Annotated in this window: 13 protein-coding genes; 5 read left to right on the forward strand and 8 right to left on the reverse strand. The window is 61.2% G+C overall.

From position 1 onward, the window contains the following. Positions 1 to 19: 19 nt before the first annotated feature. Both NKH31_RS14630 and NKH31_RS14635 read right to left on the reverse strand, forming a co-directional pair. Positions 20 to 484 (reverse strand): dCTP deaminase/dUTPase family protein, encoded by a 465-nt coding sequence (locus NKH31_RS14630; RefSeq protein WP_254862529.1) that lies wholly within the window; start codon positions 482 to 484, stop codon positions 20 to 22. A 76-nt stretch (positions 485 to 560) separates the two neighbouring features. Then, on the reverse strand, positions 561 to 974 hold the full coding sequence (locus NKH31_RS14635; RefSeq protein WP_254862530.1) for a hypothetical protein: 414 nt from the start codon (positions 972 to 974) through the stop codon (positions 561 to 563). A gap of 402 nt (positions 975 to 1,376) precedes the next feature. On the opposite strand from NKH31_RS14635, the gene NKH31_RS14640 reads away from it, so the two are divergent. Then, entirely contained in the window at positions 1,377 to 2,423 is a 1,047-nt protein-coding gene (locus NKH31_RS14640; RefSeq protein WP_254862531.1) for a KaiC domain-containing protein, read from the forward strand. Between the two features lie 55 nt (positions 2,424 to 2,478). Here the strand turns inward: NKH31_RS14640 and NKH31_RS14645 are convergent, their stop codons facing one another. Next, the gene (locus NKH31_RS14645) at positions 2,479 to 3,264 is read right to left on the reverse strand and encodes a DUF7001 family protein (protein WP_254862532.1); all 786 of its coding nucleotides are present in this window, start codon (positions 3,262 to 3,264) and stop codon (positions 2,479 to 2,481) included. Between the two features lie 104 nt (positions 3,265 to 3,368). Here NKH31_RS14645 and NKH31_RS14650 point away from each other — a divergent pair, with 104 nt between their 5' ends. Both NKH31_RS14650 and NKH31_RS14655 read left to right on the forward strand, forming a co-directional pair. Further along, positions 3,369 to 4,931, forward strand: a complete 1,563-nt coding sequence (locus tag NKH31_RS14650) for a SagB/ThcOx family dehydrogenase (RefSeq protein WP_254862533.1) — start codon at positions 3,369 to 3,371, stop codon at positions 4,929 to 4,931. Positions 4,932 to 5,204: 273 nt separating this feature from the next. Beyond that, complete coding sequence (locus tag NKH31_RS14655) at positions 5,205 to 6,809, forward strand: PKD domain-containing protein (protein ID WP_254862534.1); 1,605 nt, start codon at positions 5,205 to 5,207, stop codon at positions 6,807 to 6,809. 95 nt (positions 6,810 to 6,904) lie between these two features. Here the strand turns inward: NKH31_RS14655 and NKH31_RS14660 are convergent, their stop codons facing one another. After that, on the reverse strand, positions 6,905 to 7,834 hold the full coding sequence (locus NKH31_RS14660) for a sulfide-dependent adenosine diphosphate thiazole synthase (protein WP_254862535.1): 930 nt from the start codon (positions 7,832 to 7,834) through the stop codon (positions 6,905 to 6,907). 225 nt (positions 7,835 to 8,059) lie between these two features. Between NKH31_RS14660 and NKH31_RS14665 the strand changes: the two genes are divergently transcribed. Continuing rightward, on the forward strand, positions 8,060 to 8,719 hold the full coding sequence (locus NKH31_RS14665; RefSeq protein ID WP_254862536.1) for a hypothetical protein: 660 nt from the start codon (positions 8,060 to 8,062) through the stop codon (positions 8,717 to 8,719). 134 nt (positions 8,720 to 8,853) lie between these two features. Here NKH31_RS14665 and hflX read toward each other — a convergent pair whose 3' ends face one another. The 4 genes from hflX to NKH31_RS14685 all read right to left on the reverse strand — a co-directional run bounded on the left by hflX (position 8,854) and on the right by NKH31_RS14685 (position 15,275). Continuing rightward, positions 8,854 to 10,155, reverse strand: a complete 1,302-nt coding sequence (gene hflX, locus NKH31_RS14670) for a GTPase HflX (protein ID WP_254862537.1) — start codon at positions 10,153 to 10,155, stop codon at positions 8,854 to 8,856. Positions 10,156 to 10,462: 307 nt separating this feature from the next. Beyond that, positions 10,463 to 11,245 carry a 4-phosphopantoate--beta-alanine ligase gene (locus tag NKH31_RS14675; protein ID WP_254862538.1) on the reverse strand — a complete coding sequence of 261 codons (783 nt, stop codon included), beginning with the start codon at positions 11,243 to 11,245 and terminating at the stop codon, positions 10,463 to 10,465. Positions 11,246 to 11,303: 58 nt separating this feature from the next. Beyond that, positions 11,304 to 14,084 (reverse strand): DUF1508 domain-containing protein, encoded by a 2,781-nt coding sequence (locus NKH31_RS14680; protein ID WP_254862539.1) that lies wholly within the window; start codon positions 14,082 to 14,084, stop codon positions 11,304 to 11,306. Between the two features lie 363 nt (positions 14,085 to 14,447). Beyond that, the gene (locus tag NKH31_RS14685; RefSeq protein ID WP_254862540.1) at positions 14,448 to 15,275 is read right to left on the reverse strand and encodes a pantoate kinase; all 828 of its coding nucleotides are present in this window, start codon (positions 15,273 to 15,275) and stop codon (positions 14,448 to 14,450) included. A 192-nt stretch (positions 15,276 to 15,467) separates the two neighbouring features. Between NKH31_RS14685 and NKH31_RS14690 the strand changes: the two genes are divergently transcribed. Next, on the forward strand, positions 15,468 to 17,882 hold the full coding sequence (locus NKH31_RS14690) for a methyl-accepting chemotaxis protein (RefSeq protein WP_254862541.1): 2,415 nt from the start codon (positions 15,468 to 15,470) through the stop codon (positions 17,880 to 17,882). Positions 17,883 to 18,221: the final 339 nt, after the last annotated feature.

An 18,221-nucleotide genomic window follows, 5' to 3' on the forward strand; every position in this document is an offset into this window, starting at 1 on the left:
TCCATCGGTCGACTCTCGGTCACTCACTCGGTGGTTCTGCCGCCGACCGATCGAGCGAGACGAGCGTCGAAATTCTCGCGTTTTCTTTCAGTTCGATACCCCCGGTCGGGACCGACAGCGGGAGCAACGGAAGGTGTGAATCGACCCGGACCGAGGGATGAGAGCCACCCCTGGCGAGAAGTTCGTTTCGCGGCTGGACGAACAGCGTCGAGTCGGCTTCCCCGGTCAGAAACTCGTTGTACTGGACGACGTACTGGCCGGCTTCGAGCGACCACCACTCGTACGTATCTCCCTCGACCCGGGGTGTCGATTCAACCGGTTCGAGCGTCGCGTCCGATAACTCGTCCCCGCCGAAGTCGAGAGCGCCCGGGTCGGTCACTCGGTAGACGACGCTAACCGTCAGGTCGATTCCGGTATCGTGCACCTGCGTCGGCTCGTGAACCATGTTCTCGACGAGCGCCGACAGTGGGTTCGAAGCGGACATGACGTGTACGAGTACCTACTTCACGGAACCAATATGATGGTTCCGCCACGACCTGACAGTGATAGAACACTTCCGTTCAGTACTCCGGGTCTCGATCCAGAACGTCCTCGGACGTCGCCATCGGCGCCCGCGATCCGTACTCCCGAAACCCGAGGTAGACGGTCGTCACGATACCGCAGAGTGCCGCGCTCATCGTGAGGTGAGCCAGCGCGCCGGTTGCGATTCCCGCTTCGACGATCGGTGCCAGCGCGTACAGGCTCGAACCGCCGACAGCGAGAATCCACGCCCCGATGGCGGCCATCGCGTGTTCGGTCCGCGAAATCGACTTCGACCACGCGGCCAGAAGGAGAACGCCGGCTGCCAGCAATGCGGTCGCCAGGATAGCCGGTTCGATCGCCGCGTTCGGTTCGAAGAGCAGGCTCGCCGTCGCGAAACAACCGACCGCGAGGGCCGGTGCGATCCGGTTGGAAGTGATCGAGACGGATTGCACGGTCGTTGGCCCCACCAGTATTCGGGGGTTGAAATAGTTGTTGGGCGACGGTCATCACCCTCGCTGTGAAACTGCTCGTTGGGATTGGCGCTCCGAATTCGGCCTGTCGGTAGCACGGCAGCCACTGCCAGCCAATCCACCTGGTGAGCGAGCGCGTTCCGGTCTCGATGCTCGAGCGAAAGGTCAGTCGCCGAAACTCGCCTGGAGTGGCGGCCTGACCCTGCGAAAACTGCGCGAGCACCTGGCTCACCGAACCGTTGGGGACGGCAACAACATATATCCCCGTGCGATTCGACGATTCTGGGTAACGGCGCCGCCAACGGAAGACCCCATGGCCCAGATAGAACGCATCGCGACCGCTCGCCGACGGGTAGCGATCGCGTTCGGTCGCAGGTGGTCCAAATGACCGATGAGGAGCTTCGCGACGATTGGTTCGAACGGGCGCTCTCGGGTTCAGATACCGCCGATGAGGAATCAGGATCGCCCGAAATCTACGGCGAAGACGCGGAAGAGGTGGCCCACGACGAAGAAGCGGACGATGCGATCGATGACGAAGAAGCGGACGATCCGGACTACGACGATGGCGCTGATGATTCATCTACGGGTCTGTTCGACGAGGATTTCGGCGCCGCGCTCGAGAACGTGGAGGTTCCAGCCGGGCCATCAGAATCGTCCGGTCCCGATGGGTTCGACGACGTCGATTTCGGATTAGAGCCGGAGACGCCGGACTTCGACGAGGAATTAGAGACCGAACTCCCGCGTATCGAACTCGGAATCGATGGTCTCGATCGGATGATCCAGGGTGGCATCCCCGAACGCTCGTTGATGGTTGCGATCGGAAGCGCCGGGACAGGTAAGACGACGTTCGGCCTCCAGTTTCTCAACCACTGTCTGGAAGACGGGGATCGAGCGGTCTACGTGACCCTAGAAGAGACCAAACAACGCGTTATCAATAGCGCGACGGAGAAGGGATGGCGATTCGACGAGTTTGCCGACCGGGGCGACCTGGCGATCGTCGACATCGATCCGATCGAGATGGCCACGCACCTGGATGCGATCCAGGACGAACTCCCGACGCTCATCGAGAACTTCGGAGCGAGCCGGTTCGTTCTCGACTCCGTCTCCTTACTCGAGATGATGTACGAAGACCGGGCTCAGAGACGAAACGAGATATACGACTTTACCAGGAGCTTAAAGCGAGCCGGTGTCACGTCCCTGCTGACGAGCGAAGCGTCCGAGAACACACCCTACGCCTCTCGGTACGGCATCGTCGAGTACCTCACCGACGCCGTCTTCGTACTCCAGTACGTACGCCCCGACGACTTTCGCGAAACGCGCCTCGCCGTCGAGATCCAGAAGATCCGAGATGCGAATCACTCGCGAGAGAAAAAGCCCTACGAGATTACGAGTGATGGGATCTCCGTCCACCAGCAAGCGAATCTGTTCTGAGTCGACGGGATGACCGTCGCCTGCGGTACGGCGATCGTCGGCTGACCGGATCGATTCATCCGTACCGTTCTGCGTGGGTCGCACAGAACTCCGTCCCCTGTAACTGGGCTGCGACGAGGTCTTCGTGATAGTGGGCGTTGTAGAGTCGACACTGTTCGTCCTCGCAGAACGCCGTTCCGGTCGACGCATAGTGGACGGCCTGAAGCACGTATCCCTTCAGCGCGTCGGTCGTCCGAGGATCGTCTTCGACGAGAAAGTCGCCGTCGATCTGATTCTCCAGTACCTCCCTGGGAGGGGAATCTCCCGAGAGCATCGCGTGTTTTTGCTTTGCTTTGTAGTACGCCTCGGGCTTTGCCGGTGCTTCGTAGAGCCCCGGAACGGAGAGCAGTGTCGGATGGCCGAGAACGTTCACTCGTTTGTGCCAGCGTCCATCGTGATCGCCCCACGTCCCGAGCGCGCGGTCGAGCAGGATCACGTGAACGGTGTCGAGTGACGCCTCCGTCGCCGGCAGCTGTCCATTGAGTACTCGCTGGATTTGCTGGCCGTCGTAGAGGACACCACCTTCCCGTTCGGGGTGTTCTAGCGCGCGCTGTTCGTACCGAACGATGCCGAGCATCGTGTTGCCGGTCTCTCGATCGTACGGTGAGAGGACTCGCGCCTCGGCAAACGCGGTCGCCAACTCGTCTACGGGTCCCTCGTCGAGAAATCTATCTTCGACGGTCACCGCTGGTGGGGGTTCGCCACCTGCCGCCGCATCGAGTCGGTCGCGGAGCCACGCGGCGAGTTCCTCAGCATCGGCGTTCGTCGTCGTCGCGCGATACAGTCGAACGCGTTCGATCATATCCATGCTACAGCGAGCCGGGTCGAAACCGTTGCGATCTCCGTCCTTCAATTCTATCGGATCTCGGAAAAAGTATTAGGGGTCTTCGGTCGCACGAGTGAGCCATGACCGACGCTCGAGACATTCACGCGGCGACGAATCACGAACCCGACGATATCCACGCACCGGACGACCGCGATTCGATTTCGCAACCGCGGCCGACCAAACGGTACCGTGACGTCCACCGGATCGACCTTGATACCGTCTCTCCGCCGTGGGATCCGACGCTGTCACTACTGACCGAAACGCGAACGGATCCGCTAGCAGATACCGACCAGACCGATCGGGCGGAACTCGATAGAACGACCGTCGCGACCCTGTGTTACGAGGCGATGGGGATTACCAGTGAAGTGGACCTGAACGGCACCCGTCGACGCTTCCGTGCCGCGTCGTGTACGGGGAAGCTCTATCACGTCGAGTGTTACGTCGTCTGTGCCGCCCTTCCAGCGCTCGACGCGGGCGTTTATCACTTCGATCCCGAAACGCTCTCCCTCGACGTCCTCCGTGAGGGAGACGTCAGGGGCGTCATTGCTGCAGCCGCAGGCGACCGAAACGGCGACACTTCAAGCGGTTCGACGATCGCCGACGCGCCAGTTTCGATCGTGACCACCTCGAACTGGTGGCGAAACGCCTGGAAATACGCGGATCGTACGTACATACACGCGTTCTGGGACACGGGAACCGTCCTCTCGAACCTCCTTGCCGCCGCACACGGTCTCGATCTCCCGGCATCCGTTCTCGTCGGATTCGCCGATGATCCGATCGTTCACCTGCTCGGACTCGATCCGTCGGAGGAGGCACCGCTTTCGATCGTCCCCGTCGGGTGCGCCGAACCCGTGTCGGAGCCGGTTCGGCTCGGCCCCTTCGACCCGGACGTGGTTCCGGTGGCCGAGACGGTCGGTTCCGTCGACCGAATCCACGCCGCCTGGGAGGCGAGCACGCTCTCGGACGCCGGAGCCGTTATCGACTGGCGCGAGCGGGCTCGAGCGTATCGAGGCGACGAAGACGAGTCGTCCGTTTCGGGGGATCGGATCGAACTGGAGCCGGTCGATCACGATACGGCGTCGGCCCGGCCGCTCCATCCGGTGGTGGTCCGACGCGGTTCGTGTCGCGAGTACGCCGATCGCGGCCCGTCGGCTCGCCAGCTCGCGACAGTCCTCGATCGAGCCACGCGGGGCGTCCCGGGTGACTGGAACGACGGCGAGGCGTCAGGCCTCGAGTATCTGGACGCCTACGTCCTCGCGACGAACGTCGACGGCGTTCCGGACGGAACCTACCAGTATCGGCCGTCCACGGATGCGATGATCCGAATTGGCGACTGTGATACGGCGACCAAGACGCACCTCGCACTCGATCAGTCGTGGGCGGGTGACGCACACGTCAACGTCTACCTGCTGGCCGACGTCGACGCGGCCGTCGATGCGCTCGGAAACCGTGGGTATCGACTCGTTCAACTCGAAGCTGGACTGACGCTCGGTCGACTGTACCTGGCGACGTACGCACATCGCGACCTCGGCGGCGTCGGGCTGACGTTCTTCGATCGCCCGGTCGGTGATCACCTCTGCGGGCGATCGGACGGCCGATTACCGATGACGATGTTCGCGTTCGGTCGCCGTGGCGAGTCGTAATCTCGTTTCAGATCGTTCTATCGCGACTAAGATAGTGAATCACGGTGGCGTTCCGTGCCGTTCACCGACGCAAACTGAGTTTGGGTACGAAATAATTCTATAAACATTTTAATTATTATAATACTAAAATAGTATTATATATCTACGAATTATAGTCGATGGAGTATGCCCTCAAACCATACATCCACGTGTCGACGAAGCCTCCTCCGTTACGCCGGCGCAATGGCTGCGGTTGGAAGCATTGGCGCCGTGAGTGGCTCGTCCGGAGAGACAGTGACCTCACAGGAACCGATTAGCTACGTGGACGTCCCGGGCGGTGCGGTCAATGCCGTTCCTGGTGTGGATGGCGTCGTCTACGTGGCGATTCTCGAAGGGATGGCGACGGTCGACGTCTCCGATCCGGATAATCCAGAACTGCTTGCGACGGTTACTGACACCGGATTGAACAACGTCTGGGACGTAAAGCAACACGATGATCGTGCAATCGTCGTCGGCCCGGCGAACACGACCGGGTCGGTAAACGGCGTCGGCCTGTACGACGTCTCAGATCCCGCCGATCCGGTGTTGCTCGACTTCGAGGATACGAATTACGCGATCCACAATTCGTATCTGACCGAGGATATCGCGTACATCGTCAACAACTCCACTGCAGAGGCCGTGTTCTTCGACGTGTCGGACGATTCCATCACCGAGATCAATCGGTGGGGACTTTCTAACGCATCGCTCTTACACGACCACTATGCTCACGACGACGTCCTCTACATGTGTTACTGGGACGACGGAACGGTGATGCTCGACGTCTCCGATCCGATGAACCCGTCGATGATTGGAAAGATACGTGACGGGAGCACCATCAGCCCGAACAACGATCACTACGTCGTCGTCAACGAAGACTCGTCCATCTGTTGCATCGGGAAGGAGGCGATGGGTAGCTGGAACAATCTCGGTGTCGAACTCTGGGATATTTCGGACGAGACGGACACCCAATTTCTCGCCGAAATCGAACCACCGGACGAACCGACTGGTGAAGAGCGTACCTCGCACAACCTCGATATTTACGGCGACTACGTCTACACCTCGTGGTACGACGGCGGCGTCCGCGTCCACGACATCAGCGACCCGACCGCCCCCGAGGAAGTGTTCTGGTGGCGTGGGAATGGTACATCGTTCTGGACGGCCGAACTCACGACGCCCGGAACCGCGTTCATCGGATCGGACGCTCAACCCGCCGGCGGGAACTCACGAATATACACCTTCCCGGATCCGGGTGATCACGGTGAGGGTCCACCGGTCGCCCGCCTGTCGATCGATCCTTCGTCGCCGTCCGTTGGCGAATCCGTTACGTTCGACGGTTCGGACTCGAGCGCCCCGGGTGGCTCGATCACCGCCTACGACTGGTCGGTCGATGGACAGTCGGTCGGCAGCGGTGAGACGATCACGCACGTCTTCGATTCTGCCGACACCTACACCGTCGAACTCACGGTCACCGACGATTCGGGTGCAACCGACTCGGCCGCCGAGTCCGTCACCGTCGACGAAGACGACGGCGAGTGCGGTGACGAAATCGAGACGACCATCGAAGACGGATTTCTCGCCTGGTGGAACATGGATGACGTTCACTCCTACGCGACCCAGACGAGCGATCCGTGTGCCGTAACGATCGAACTAGCGGGACCGAACGTCGCGACGTACGACCTGTATGTCACCTACGACGGCCGTACGCCGACGCCAGGTGACTACGACGACCGATCGACCGGCGATGGCTCGAACGAGACGATCTCCGCGCCGCTCGAGGGTTCGACCGACGTGGGTATCCTGGTCGACGGCGTGGACGGATGGGGCGAGTACACCGTCGCGATCACCGAAGAGGGAATGTAAGAGCCAGAATTCGTCTAGACGGTTGAGTTGTGTTATTTCTTTGTCGATCTCTCAACGGTCCGTGGAACTCGTGTGAGACGGAAATCAGCGGCGGTTCAGTCGTCGGCCGTCGTCGCTCTGCTGGTTATGTCGACGGGTTCTGCGTCGACGCCGAGTTCGTCGATTGCATCCTGGGCTGCGCGCTTTCCGGAGACGAGCATGGCGCCGAACGTCGGGCCCATACGTGGCAGTCCGTAGGCCGTCGCGACGGCCATCCCGGTCGCGATCAGGCCCTCGTGGACGAGGCCGGTGTGTTCGACGACGGCATCTTCGGACTTGCCGACCCACATGGAGTCGTGACCGGGCGAGTCGTGGCCGGGTGCGCCGTAGGTGTCCGAGTCGGTCCGGTCCATGACCTGCCCGCGGTTGCGGGCGTCACGGATACCCGGGGCGTCGAGCACGCCGCGCTCGTCGAGCTTCGTAATGGCCATCGCGTCGTGACCGGTCGCGTCGATGACGAGATCGGATTCGACGGCGATCGGGTCGACGCACGTAATTTCGCGTGGAAGCGCGTGGACCGGCGTCCAGTTCATGACGATTCCGCCGACGCGATGGTCCTCGCGGATGACGATGTCGGTGAACTCCGTCATGTTCTGCATCTTCGCGCCCGCGTCGCAGGCGGCTTTGATGAGTCCAGAACAGGCTTCCGGTCCGTTCGCGACGTAGAGGCCGTCGCTGTCCTGAGATTGTTTGTAGGTGACGTCGAGTTCGTCGAGGACGTGCTGGGCTGGGTCGCGGACGGTGACCTTGTTCATCAGGAATCCACCGAGCCAGAACCCGCCGCCGAGGTAGTTGTTTTTCTCGACGACCATCGTCTTCACGCCGCGTTCGGATAGCTCCTTGGCGGCCATCAGGCCAGATGGTCCACCGCCGATGATGATGACGTCCGAATCGGAGAAGTCCATGAACTCCTCGGTCCACTCCTGTCCGATCGCGCGGGTGACGTCCGCTTCGCCAACGTCGCTGAACTGTTCGAAGTCGCTCATACAACTCGGTGTTATCTCCCGGTAGTGAAAAGGCTATCGTGACGATCTCTGCGTTGTATTGTCGAAACCAACCCTGCGTGTGTATTCAGGTTTCGTCGGTGAGACGACCGGTTTCGGGGTCCTAACGGCCGTCGTGCATCTGTACGCCGCTCTGAACGGCCTCCCTTCGTTTGGCCCGGCACGTGCAAGGGCCGGCCCCTCACGATTCGGCGCCGATGAACGAGTATGGGATTACGAGAGGATGCGACGAACGCTATTCGTCGGACGATACTCCCGCAAATTCACTACCTCCTGCACGGGACGTTCGACGGATACGCCGTCAGCCACACCACTGAAGACGAGTACGTCGCCACCGTCCACTGCAGCGAATCCGAGATCGAATCGATGCTCTCTGCGGTCGGGTTCTCTCGGAACCCGATCGCGTCGCTCAAAGTACGATTCGACGGCAACACCTCCGAGGGGTCGTGGGTCTGGCGCGACCACCTCCTGTCCGACGACCAGCTTCACGTGGTCTTACACACGCTCGACGGGCGCGACGACCGGGTCGACGTCTACGCCCACTGGGAACGTTCCTGGATCCGTCATCCCTACGCCCATTACGTCGCACGAGGGTACGATGCCGACCGGGGTGTGGAACTCACGCAGGAACTCTTCGATCGTTGGGCCGGACAGACGCTCTCGAACGGAACGACGGTCAAACTCGAGCGGGATAACTCGCTGGCGAGGCAAGCGAGCGAGTACGTCTCGCTCTCGTACTATCGAGTGACGGAGTGGGTCATCGCCGTCCGCGATCGGATCCCGCTCGTCGACGGCGAGCGTTCGTTCACTGAGGATCGCTCCGACGAACGCGATACCGTTTCGCCGCGAATCACCGACGACATCTGACCGGAGACGAGCGGAATTTCTGCGCGCGTTCGCCCCCTCGAACGACCCTCGGCCGGCCGTTCGAGTCGATCGCTGTCGATGATTGCGGTGAGGTTGTCGATCAACACCCGATCAGGATCGATTGCCCGCCTGGATTACGTCTCACTCTCCTCGAGTTCTGCGCGTGCGCGATCGATCACTGACGGTCTTCCCCGAACCTCGATGTCCATCTCGCTCGCGTCGTATGCCACGGACTCGACCACGGCTGCGTCGTACAGCCACGACAGCGTTCGCATGGATTCGTCGCACTGGGCGACGGTGAACGAGTCGGACTCCGTCGGGAGTCGACGCACGAGCGCCTCCCGGACGGACTGGACGTTCGTTCCATCGACCGCGCTTATCGGAATCGGAGACGGCGCCGAGACGGCCTCGGTGAGCGCGTCTTTTCGGGTTTCGGAGACGGCGTCGATTTTGTTGAGTGCCGTGACGATCGATTCCTCGCCGACTCCCTGGTGAGAGAGCACGTCGAGCGAGACCTCGACTTTTTCTCGAATCGACTCGATTTCGTCGGTCGCGTCGACCACCAGGACGACGACGTCCGCTGCCCCCGCTTCGGATAGCGTCTCGCTGAACGACCGAACGAGGTCGTGGGGAATATCCTGGACGAATCCGACGGTATCCGTCACGAGTGTCGGCCGTCCGTCGATCGTCGCTCGTCGCGTCGTCGTTTCGAGGGTCTCGAAGAGTCGGTCTTCGATCGTGGCGACGCCGTCTTCGTCGGGATGATCGGGCGCCGCCGAATCGACCGCGAGATCGTCTGCGAGACGGTGTAACAGCGTCGACTTCCCGGCGTTCGTGTATCCGGCGAGCGTGACGAGATCGAATCCCTCTTCGCGTCTCCTGGTTCGGTACCGCTCTGCGGGCGACGGTGACGATTCGAGTTTCCGCTCCAGTCGGTCGATTCGGTCGCGCACGTCGTACAGCGGCGACCCTTTCTCGGTTCGACGGTTGAGCATCCCCTCGTCTGCCGCTTCTCGAATACGCGGAAGTTCGTACCGCAATCTGGCGAGTTCGACCTGCTGACGAGCGCGGGGCCGGCGGGCCCGTTCGCCGAAAATCTCGAGTATCAGTCGGTACCGATCGAACACTCGCGTATCGGCGGGAAGGCGACTGCGTAACGACGTCGATTGCGTGGGCGTCAATTCGCCGTCGACGACCACGAGATCCGCACCGTTTCGTTCTATCTGCTCGGCCAGTTCGTCGACCTTGCCGTCTCCGAGTTTCGTTCCGGGATCTGCGCGTCGGCGCTGCGTACACGTCCCCGCCACAGTGTAGCCTGCGGCTTCGGTCAACGCTTCGATCTCGTCGGTTTCGACGGGTGCGTATTCAGCTAGCGTGGCAACGATCGCGGTCTGTCCGTTCGTCTGCGTCGATCTTCGTGCTGACTTTCGTGTCATTAGTGTGGATTCGGCAGTACTCGGTATACACACGATTCCGGCTACCGACGGTGGGTGTCATCCATCACCGACACGACCCGATCGAGCGAACGCTCGATCGTGATCAGATCGACTGCTCGAGTGAACGCGTATCGACGGACCGAACGCTCGCGGTTCGTGCCGTCGAGGCGTGCCCACTGGGCGACGGGAAACACCCGCTCAGCGTAGAGAAACGGTCTCCATTCTTCGAATCGAAGAACGAGCAATCGCGTAAAATAGTTTGTGGTCGAACTGACCCGGACGATCGACGATTCCCGCGATCGAACGCTCAGGCGAGGGTTCCGGATCGGATCGCGTCCTCGGCCGAGGTGAGCGCGTCATCGCGATCGAAATCGGCGACGATATCCCGTAGTTCGTGATCGTCTGCGTCCGCCAGCTCGCGGGCGAACTCGGTCACGTTGGGAATCGCCCGGATCACGTTGTCGACGATCGGTATGTCGGCCACCTGTGGCGATCGAGAGAGCGGGTTGAGGTCGATGACGATCTCGGTCTTTCCCATCGCGCCCAGCGCTTCGGCGCGATCACCGTCTTCGAGCGGGACGACGACGACGTCGGCCGCGTATATCCCGTCTTCGTCCACCTTCGCGCGTTCCTGGTCGAGGTTCGGTATCCGCGCGGTCGCGGTCTGTCCCAGGACGCGTTTCGCGCCGTGGTCTCGCAGGTGGGTCGCGATGGCGTCTATCCGTTCGTCCGTCCGATTGAAGAGGTTAATCTCCAGGTCGGCGTCGACGACATCCGCGAGTTCGACCATCTCTCCGGGGACCAGTGCGGCGACGTTTCCGTTGATCGAGAGCACCGGTTTATCCGCCAAAAGCAATTGTGCCGCCGCTGTGCGTTCGGCCTCCCGTGCAGATGGGATCGTTCGCTCGCCGAGCAGGTAGTCGAAGGCGCTCCCCCGTCCTTCGGCGTGCATCCCCTGGAGGTGGGTGATCCCGTTCTCGACGCCTCGTTCGATCCGATGTCTGGTGACGAGATCCTCGTATCGGGGATGATCCGGTGGAATTTCGTCTTCTTCGTCGACCTCGGCCGGAACGGTTTCGTACTCGCTCACGTGACTATCGTCGGTATCGGCGGTAAAAAGTGACGCGTTTACGCACCGGCCGCGGGCGTTACTCGGTGAACTCGATCCAGCCGTCGGGTGCGTAGACTTTCACGTCGGTCATCGCCTCCCGCGCATCCGTTCGGTTGGCGTACGCCTTCGTGCTTTCGGACATCGGTTCTCCGTGTTCGTCGACTAATCGCCACTTCCAGCCGTCCTCGGAGTCGTGCAGTTCGAACGAGACGCCGTCTATCTCGAGGATGCTCGCGGCGGGAATGAGATCCCTGATGTCGCTAACCGAGCGACGCGCTCCCTCGGTCGTCTCGAACGACTCCGCGGAGGTCGCGACGATCTCTCCGCTCTCGTCGATGAGTCGCCACGTCCAGCCGGAGTCGGCCGAGACGAGTTCGAACGACGCGACGTCGAAGTCGACGCGACCCGCGAGCGACGCGAGGCGACGGAGTTCGTCGACGAGTTCGGTCGCTTCGGACCGCTGGGCGCAGGTGACGCCGGACTGGGCGAGTACGGTCCGTTCCTGATCGATCAGTTCCCAGGACCAGCCGTCGCCGTTCGTGAGTCGAATCACGGCGTCTTCGATTTGGAATATCGGCGCCTCTGCGGCGGCTGCCGTGAGATCGTCGACGGCGCTGATGACGCCATCACGGTCGTCGTACGTGTCGGCCGCGGTGGCGATCGGCGAACGGTCGCGATCGAGCAGCCGCCAGCGCCAGGCGTCGTTACCGTAGATCTGGACGAAGACGTCGCCGATTCGAGTTCGATCGGCGTCCTCGGCGACGGCTCGAATGCGTTCGATCTCCGAGATGATTTGATCGCGGGTCGACGCGGAGTCTTCGTTCTCGGCGACGACGGTGCCGGACGGAAGCACGAAGCGCCAGTTCCAGTCGTCGTCCCGGACGAAGGTCTGGAAGGCAGCGCGCTCCATCGTTCGACTCTCGGTATCGAGGTTTTCGACCAGCCGGTCCATCGCCTGCCGCGCGGCGGCGCGCGTCGGGTGAGACGAGGGGTCCTCGGCGATCAGCTTGCCAGCGTCGTCGATGAGCCGCCAGCCCCAGTCGCCGTCGTCGACGAACAGCTCGAACGCCGCTGTTTCGATCTCGAGCAACTCCGCGTCGGGTGCTTGCTGTTTCAGCGTCATCATCGCCTCGGCGGCTTCGCCCTTCGAGGAGTGTTCGGTGCCGCTGTCGGCGAGGACGTTGCCGTCCTCGTCGATGAGTCGCCAGCGCCACTCGCCGGTGTCAGCTTCGTACACCTGGAACGCCGAGGATTCGAACTCGATGAGGTCGGCTTCGCTCGCCTGCTCGCGCATGCGTTGGATCGCGGCCTGGGCGTCGTCTGCGGTCTCGTGGGGTTCCGTACTCGCGGCGACGATCTCCCGGTCCTCGGTGACGAGCCGCCAGCGCCACTCGTCGTCGGTTCGATACCGCTCGTAGAGGGCATCTTCGATCTCGAAGACGTCCGCTTGGGCTACGTTCTCGGCGAACTGGTCGGTCGTTCGTTCGATCTCCTGGTAACTTCCGGCCGTGTTCGGGTTCCGAGCGACAACCTGTTCGTTGCGGCCCACGAGTCGCCAGCGCCACTCGTGGCCCGACGTGAACAGTTCGTAGGTCGGTTCTCCGGAGATCGTCACGGCCGCGTCGTCGAGTGACGGTAGCAGCGCTTCGATCGCCTCTTCGGCGTCTCGTCGGGACGAGTACGTCTCCTCGGCGAGTGCGAGTTCCTCGTCGTCCGTGTCCACGAACCGCCACGTCCAGCCGTTCGAGCGTTCGAGAAGCTCGATGCCGACGTGCTCCATCGTGAGTAGTTTCGCCTCTTCGAAACTGTCGACGAACGAGGAGGCGCCGGCTTCCGCGTCCGCCTTGCTCCCGTAATCCGTCGGCGATTTCGCGAGGGCGCGGCGTTCGTCGTCGAGTAGCTGCCAGTGCCAGCGGTCGCGTTCTTCGTAGTAGTTGAATGCGGCGTCGTCGATTTCGATGACGTCCGCGACCGGTCCCCGGTCTTTGAGGAAGCTGACGGCGGCTTCGGCTCCGTCCCGATCGGCGAACGAGTCGCCACACCGGGCGACGACGCTGCCGTCCTCTCGGACGAGCGTCCACTCCCAGATTCCGTCTCTCGTCTCGTACAATCTGAACGCGGAGGTGGTCAACTCCATCAGGCCGGCGGATCCGATCTGAGATTTCACCTCCTCGATGTCCATCTCGGCGTCCGGGCGCGTGAGCGCACTATCCATACTGGCGGCGAGTGCCTCCAGGTGGAGGATGTGCCACTTCCAGTCGCCGTTTTCGTCTCTGAACGCGGCGAACTGTGCGCCGTCGAGCGCGTCACCCGTTAGAACCTCGGGGTTGTCCTTTGCGCCCTCTTCGGAGACGTACTTCCCTTTCTGTCCCGTTACGGCCGGGATTAGCGCGGTGACGCCGGCGAGAATAGCGAGGCCGGTGGCGTACACCGTAATCACTTCGACGCTGTAGTCATCGCCGAATCCGCGCCAGTCGTCCGGGTAAACCATCCCGAACGTCGTCACGCCGCCGAACGCGATCAACAAGCCGAAGACACTCGCTTGCACCCCTCTGCGTCTGACGGGTAACATCAACACGATACCGAAGAGACACAGCGACAGCGCGGTCATACCGAGAACGCCCGTAACTCTGATGTAGAACGTCGAATTGGCGTCACCCGCATAGAGGACGAGAAACGCGACCAGGCCCGTCAACGCGACGATGCACCCGAGAATGAATACCCAGTAGCCGTATACGTCCTTTCCGGACTCCGGTTCTCCGACGTAGTGTTCGTACAACCGAAATAACGTGTCGTTGAAATTGCCAGGTGATGCCATTTGAATTCGAACGGATAACTAAATCGAAGGTAAATAAATTATCGGCTAGATGTCGTCGCGCAAATAGTATCTATGGATCCTTGTAAAATCTATCTCTCAAGGCTTCTACCCGTAGTGAGTTATTTATATCGGGGACTAATATAAGGAAACATACTCGTGGTGTAGTAGTGCTCGTTACTCTTTAACTCTAAAAAAGTAATAATCTGGTAAGGAAAACAGTAGAATATTTCGGGAAGGAAGGTGAGCGTATTGATATGTTATAGGTTGTCCCTCACGGCGACGTCGCTCGGAATCTCGACGTCGAGAATCAACTGAACGACCGGATCGGTTTCTGGGTCACCGAACGAGACGCTGATCTGGCGATCACTCGATCATCGCCCCAGCAGGGTGTGTCGCACAGATCGATGGATCGTATCCCGCATCCGTGAGGCCGGTTCCGAGGGCGAACACGGTATTTCCGAGCATCGCCATCGCAGCCTGACCACCCGCTGTCGCGACCGCCTCGACGGCTCGCTTTACGTCGTCGGTCAGCAATCCCGCCTCGCGGGCGAACCGGCGCGAGGCGAACATAAACGAGGTGAGTGTGGGTTCTTTCACGACACGAGAGAGCGCGAGTCGGCCCGCTTCATCCAGGCGGTCCGTATCGCCGGCGAGCACTGATTCGGTCGAGAGTTCACCGAAGGAGTGATATTCCACTCTCACACGTGTCGGTATTTCGTCGAGCCTGCCGTGTGCCGGCCCGCCGGGTTCGAGCCTGATCGGGATCCCGCCGCGTGCCTGTGCAACGACATCGCCCAGGCCCGTCCCAGCCTGCACCTCCGCGCCGTGGGCGACGGTCACGAGTTCGTTCGCTGATAACCGACAGTCGAACACTTGATTGGCCGCGTACGCGGTCCCGAGTGCCATCGCTCCCGAGACTCCGAACCCGGCTCCGATGGGAACCGACGAGACTGCCTCGACGCGTGCCGTTACAGAGAGCGCGTCTAGGACCCGTTCTACCGGGTCTATCTCGACTCGTGAGCCGTCGAGTTCGATCGACGATTCGCGCGCTGGCGAGACGGTGGTGGTGACGCCGTCCGTGAGTGTCAGGCCCGCTCCGCGCGATCCGGCCCGTGTCGGATCGTCGTCGGGGTGCGTGCTGAAGAATCCGGTAATATGGCCGGGGACGAAGGCCGAACACTCGTCGGGCATGTACCGAAGTGTACCCACCCGTCCTCTTTAAGCGTGTCCACCTGCGTGTTGTTGGGTGTCTGTATAGCATTAAATGCGGACACCGTCATCGAAGAAACTACGACTGATCTCGTTCTGATTATCAAATCCACGAGGATACATTTCGGTCGAATCCTATATTTGTCCTGGACTGTAATACGATACTGACCTCGTATGGGTGCGCTATCTATTCAACCGATAACCGGCCTCCGGAGCCGGTTTACCGTCAAACTCGTACTGTTACTACTGATCGTCGCCGTCGTTGTTGGGGGATTCGGGGGGTTGATTTACGCCCAGACCGACGCGGCACTCGAAGACGACATCGAACAGAAATTCGAACAATCTGCCGTCTTGCAGGCAGAAACGATCGAAGAAGGCCTCGCGGCGAATCAACGCCAGGCCGGGTTGATCGCTCAGAGCAGTGCCGTCCAGAGCGGCGATACCGAGACGATCGGTGACTTCTTCGACGCTCAACTCGCCTCGATGGACGAGTCCGTCGCCGGTATTCACCTCGTCGATACCGAACAGCAGACGATCGACGTGACGACGACCGGGGCCGAGGGTAGCGACGCGAGCGCTCTCCCCTGGTCGACGCTGGCCTACGATCCGTCCGGACCGCAGATGATCGGCCCGTACCGTGACGACCACGTGGGGACGACCGTTGGCGCGATTACGATGGACGTCGACGCGGATACACGTGTCGTGCTGTTGATCGACATGGTCGCGTTATCGGAGCGCTTAGAGCACCCGACGGCCTCCGAGCAATCTGGCATTCACGTCATAACCGATACCGGAATCGTCGTGATGAGCCACAATACGGACGCGATCGGATTGATCGATCATCACCACATGGATATCGAGTTCCCACAGCAATCGGGGTACAAAGAAATCGACATGGATGCGATGGATCACGACGATCACGTGGGTTACGACGCTCAACAGGACGCCATCGAAGTCTCGGTCATTCTCGGTCTCGGCGGTGAGATCCACGAAATGGAAGGACACGGGGGCCATACCATCTACGCACCCGGCAGTACGCACGAAGCCCTAATGGACGTGATGGTCGATATCGATCACGATGGGACGATGTCAATGGGGTACGCCCACGTCGACGGGGCCGACTGGGTCGTGATGAGTCACGAACCCCGCTCGGACGCGTTCGCCTTACAATCCGACATCACGCAGTCAGTGATCGGACTGGTCCTGGTTTCGTTCCTCGGGTTGGGCCTGATTGGCGTCGTCGTCGGAAGGAACACGAGTCGGTCACTGAAAGATCTCGCCGGCAGCGCCCGCGAAGTCGAGGACGGTAACCTGGAGACGTCGATCGAATCGTCCCGGAAGGACGAAATCGGACAGTTGTACCGGGCGTTCGACAACATGCGCCTCTCGCTTCGCGAATCGATCGAGGAAACTGAGGCCGCACGAGACCGCGCGGAAGACCGCGGCGAGGAACTCGCCAGACTTGCCACCCATCTCGAGGCCAAAGCCGAGGACTTCCGTGAGGTCATGGTCAGCGCCGGTGACGGCGATCTCACGGCGCGCATGGATGCAACCAGCGAGAACGAGTCGATGGAAGCGATCGCGTCGGAGTACAATCAGATGGTCGACGACATAGAAACCACGGTCGACGAACTGAAGCGATTCGCAGAGGAGGTCGCAACCCACAGCGAGGAGGTCACCGCGAGCAGCGAGGAAGTTCAAACGGCGAGCGGTCGGGTGACCGAATCCGTCCAGGAAATCTCGACGCAGACCGATAAGCAACACGAGACGTACCGGACTGTCGTCGATCGGATGGAAGACCTCTCAGCAACCACCGAAGAGATCGCCTCGTTGTCGAACGAGGTGGCCGGTATTGCTGAACGGACAGCGACTGCCGGAGAGACGGGCAAAGAAGCGGCGAGCGATGCTGTGACGGCGATGAACGCGGTCGACGAGGACGCCGATGCGGCGGTGACTGAGATCGAACGACTCCAGTCGAAGATCATCGAGATCGAAGAGATCACTGACTCGATCCAGCAGGTGGCAAAGCAGACTAACATGCTCGCGCTCAACGCGAACATCGAAGCGTCTCGAAGCGGCGAAGCCGACGAAGGCTTTTCCGCGGTCGCCGAGGAGGTCAAAGAACTCGCGACCGACGTCCAGGACTCCGCCGCCGAGATCGACGAACTCGTCGACGAGATCGGCGATCAAACCGACCGAACCGCAGACGAAGTACGGGATACGCGAAAGGAGGTCTCTCGGAACGCAGACGCCGTTGCCGAGGCGATCGACGCGCTCGACGAAATCGCGACCTACGCCACCCAGACGCACGACGGCACCCAGGAGATAAGCGCCGCGAGCGAAGAGCAGGCCGCGTCCATCGAGAACGTCGTCGAATTGGTCGACGAAGCCGAATCGCTGAGCCAGCAGGTGAGCGAAGAGGCCAGTTCCGCCGCCGCGGCCGCTGAAGAACAGACGACGGCCCTTTCGGAGGTCACCGACAGTGCGAGCGACCTCGCCAGTCGCTCCGGTTCACTCCAGGAGCGTCTCGACGAGTTCGAAACGGGTGGTAACCCACAGGTCCAGCCGACCACGGTGTCGGACGACTGAGTCGAAACCGACCGAGTCTCTTTTCTCAGCACCCCTGCGTCGTAGACCGTTCGAACGTCAAAAACGCGAACGGTTACCGTGGCTGTTCGGTCGGCAATCGCGAGACGAACGGCCTGAGGTGTCGGTTCGGCAGGTAGGCACAGTTCTGTTTGAGGCGCTGGTGTGAACCCGAACCGTTCTGCGGGTGATCGTTCGTTCGTGGACGGTCTCAGAATCGCGACGTAGACGGTCTACTTGGGGCGCGTTTGGCGAAAGATCACGCCCCCATTCGAGCCGCAGTTAGAATTCAATGACCGCGCTCGCCGGTTCCGAGTTCGCCGCCTACGGCGACAATCGCTG

This window comes from Halovivax gelatinilyticus (assembly GCF_024300625.1).
GTDB lineage: Archaea > Halobacteriota > Halobacteria > Halobacteriales > Natrialbaceae > Halovivax > Halovivax gelatinilyticus.

What these genes read in the sequence shown, in the direction of transcription:
- NKH31_RS14630 (WP_254862529.1), bottom strand. Translation starts at nt 484, where the DNA reads ATGTCCGCTTCGAACCCACTGTCGGCGCTCGTCGAGAACATGGTTCAC.
- NKH31_RS14640 (WP_254862531.1), top strand. Translation starts at nt 1,377, where the DNA reads ATGACCGATGAGGAGCTTCGCGACGATTGGTTCGAACGGGCGCTCTCG.
- NKH31_RS14645 (WP_254862532.1), bottom strand. Translation starts at nt 3,264, where the DNA reads ATGATCGAACGCGTTCGACTGTATCGCGCGACGACGACGAACGCCGAT.
- NKH31_RS14650 (WP_254862533.1), top strand. Translation starts at nt 3,369, where the DNA reads ATGACCGACGCTCGAGACATTCACGCGGCGACGAATCACGAACCCGAC.
- NKH31_RS14660 (WP_254862535.1), bottom strand. Translation starts at nt 7,834, where the DNA reads ATGAGCGACTTCGAACAGTTCAGCGACGTTGGCGAAGCGGACGTCACC.
- NKH31_RS14665 (WP_254862536.1), top strand. Translation starts at nt 8,060, where the DNA reads ATGGGATTACGAGAGGATGCGACGAACGCTATTCGTCGGACGATACTC.
- hflX (WP_254862537.1), bottom strand. Translation starts at nt 10,155, where the DNA reads ATGACACGAAAGTCAGCACGAAGATCGACGCAGACGAACGGACAGACC.
- NKH31_RS14680 (WP_254862539.1), bottom strand. Translation starts at nt 14,084, where the DNA reads ATGGCATCACCTGGCAATTTCAACGACACGTTATTTCGGTTGTACGAA.
- NKH31_RS14685 (WP_254862540.1), bottom strand. Translation starts at nt 15,275, where the DNA reads ATGCCCGACGAGTGTTCGGCCTTCGTCCCCGGCCATATTACCGGATTC.
- NKH31_RS14690 (WP_254862541.1), top strand. Translation starts at nt 15,468, where the DNA reads ATGGGTGCGCTATCTATTCAACCGATAACCGGCCTCCGGAGCCGGTTT.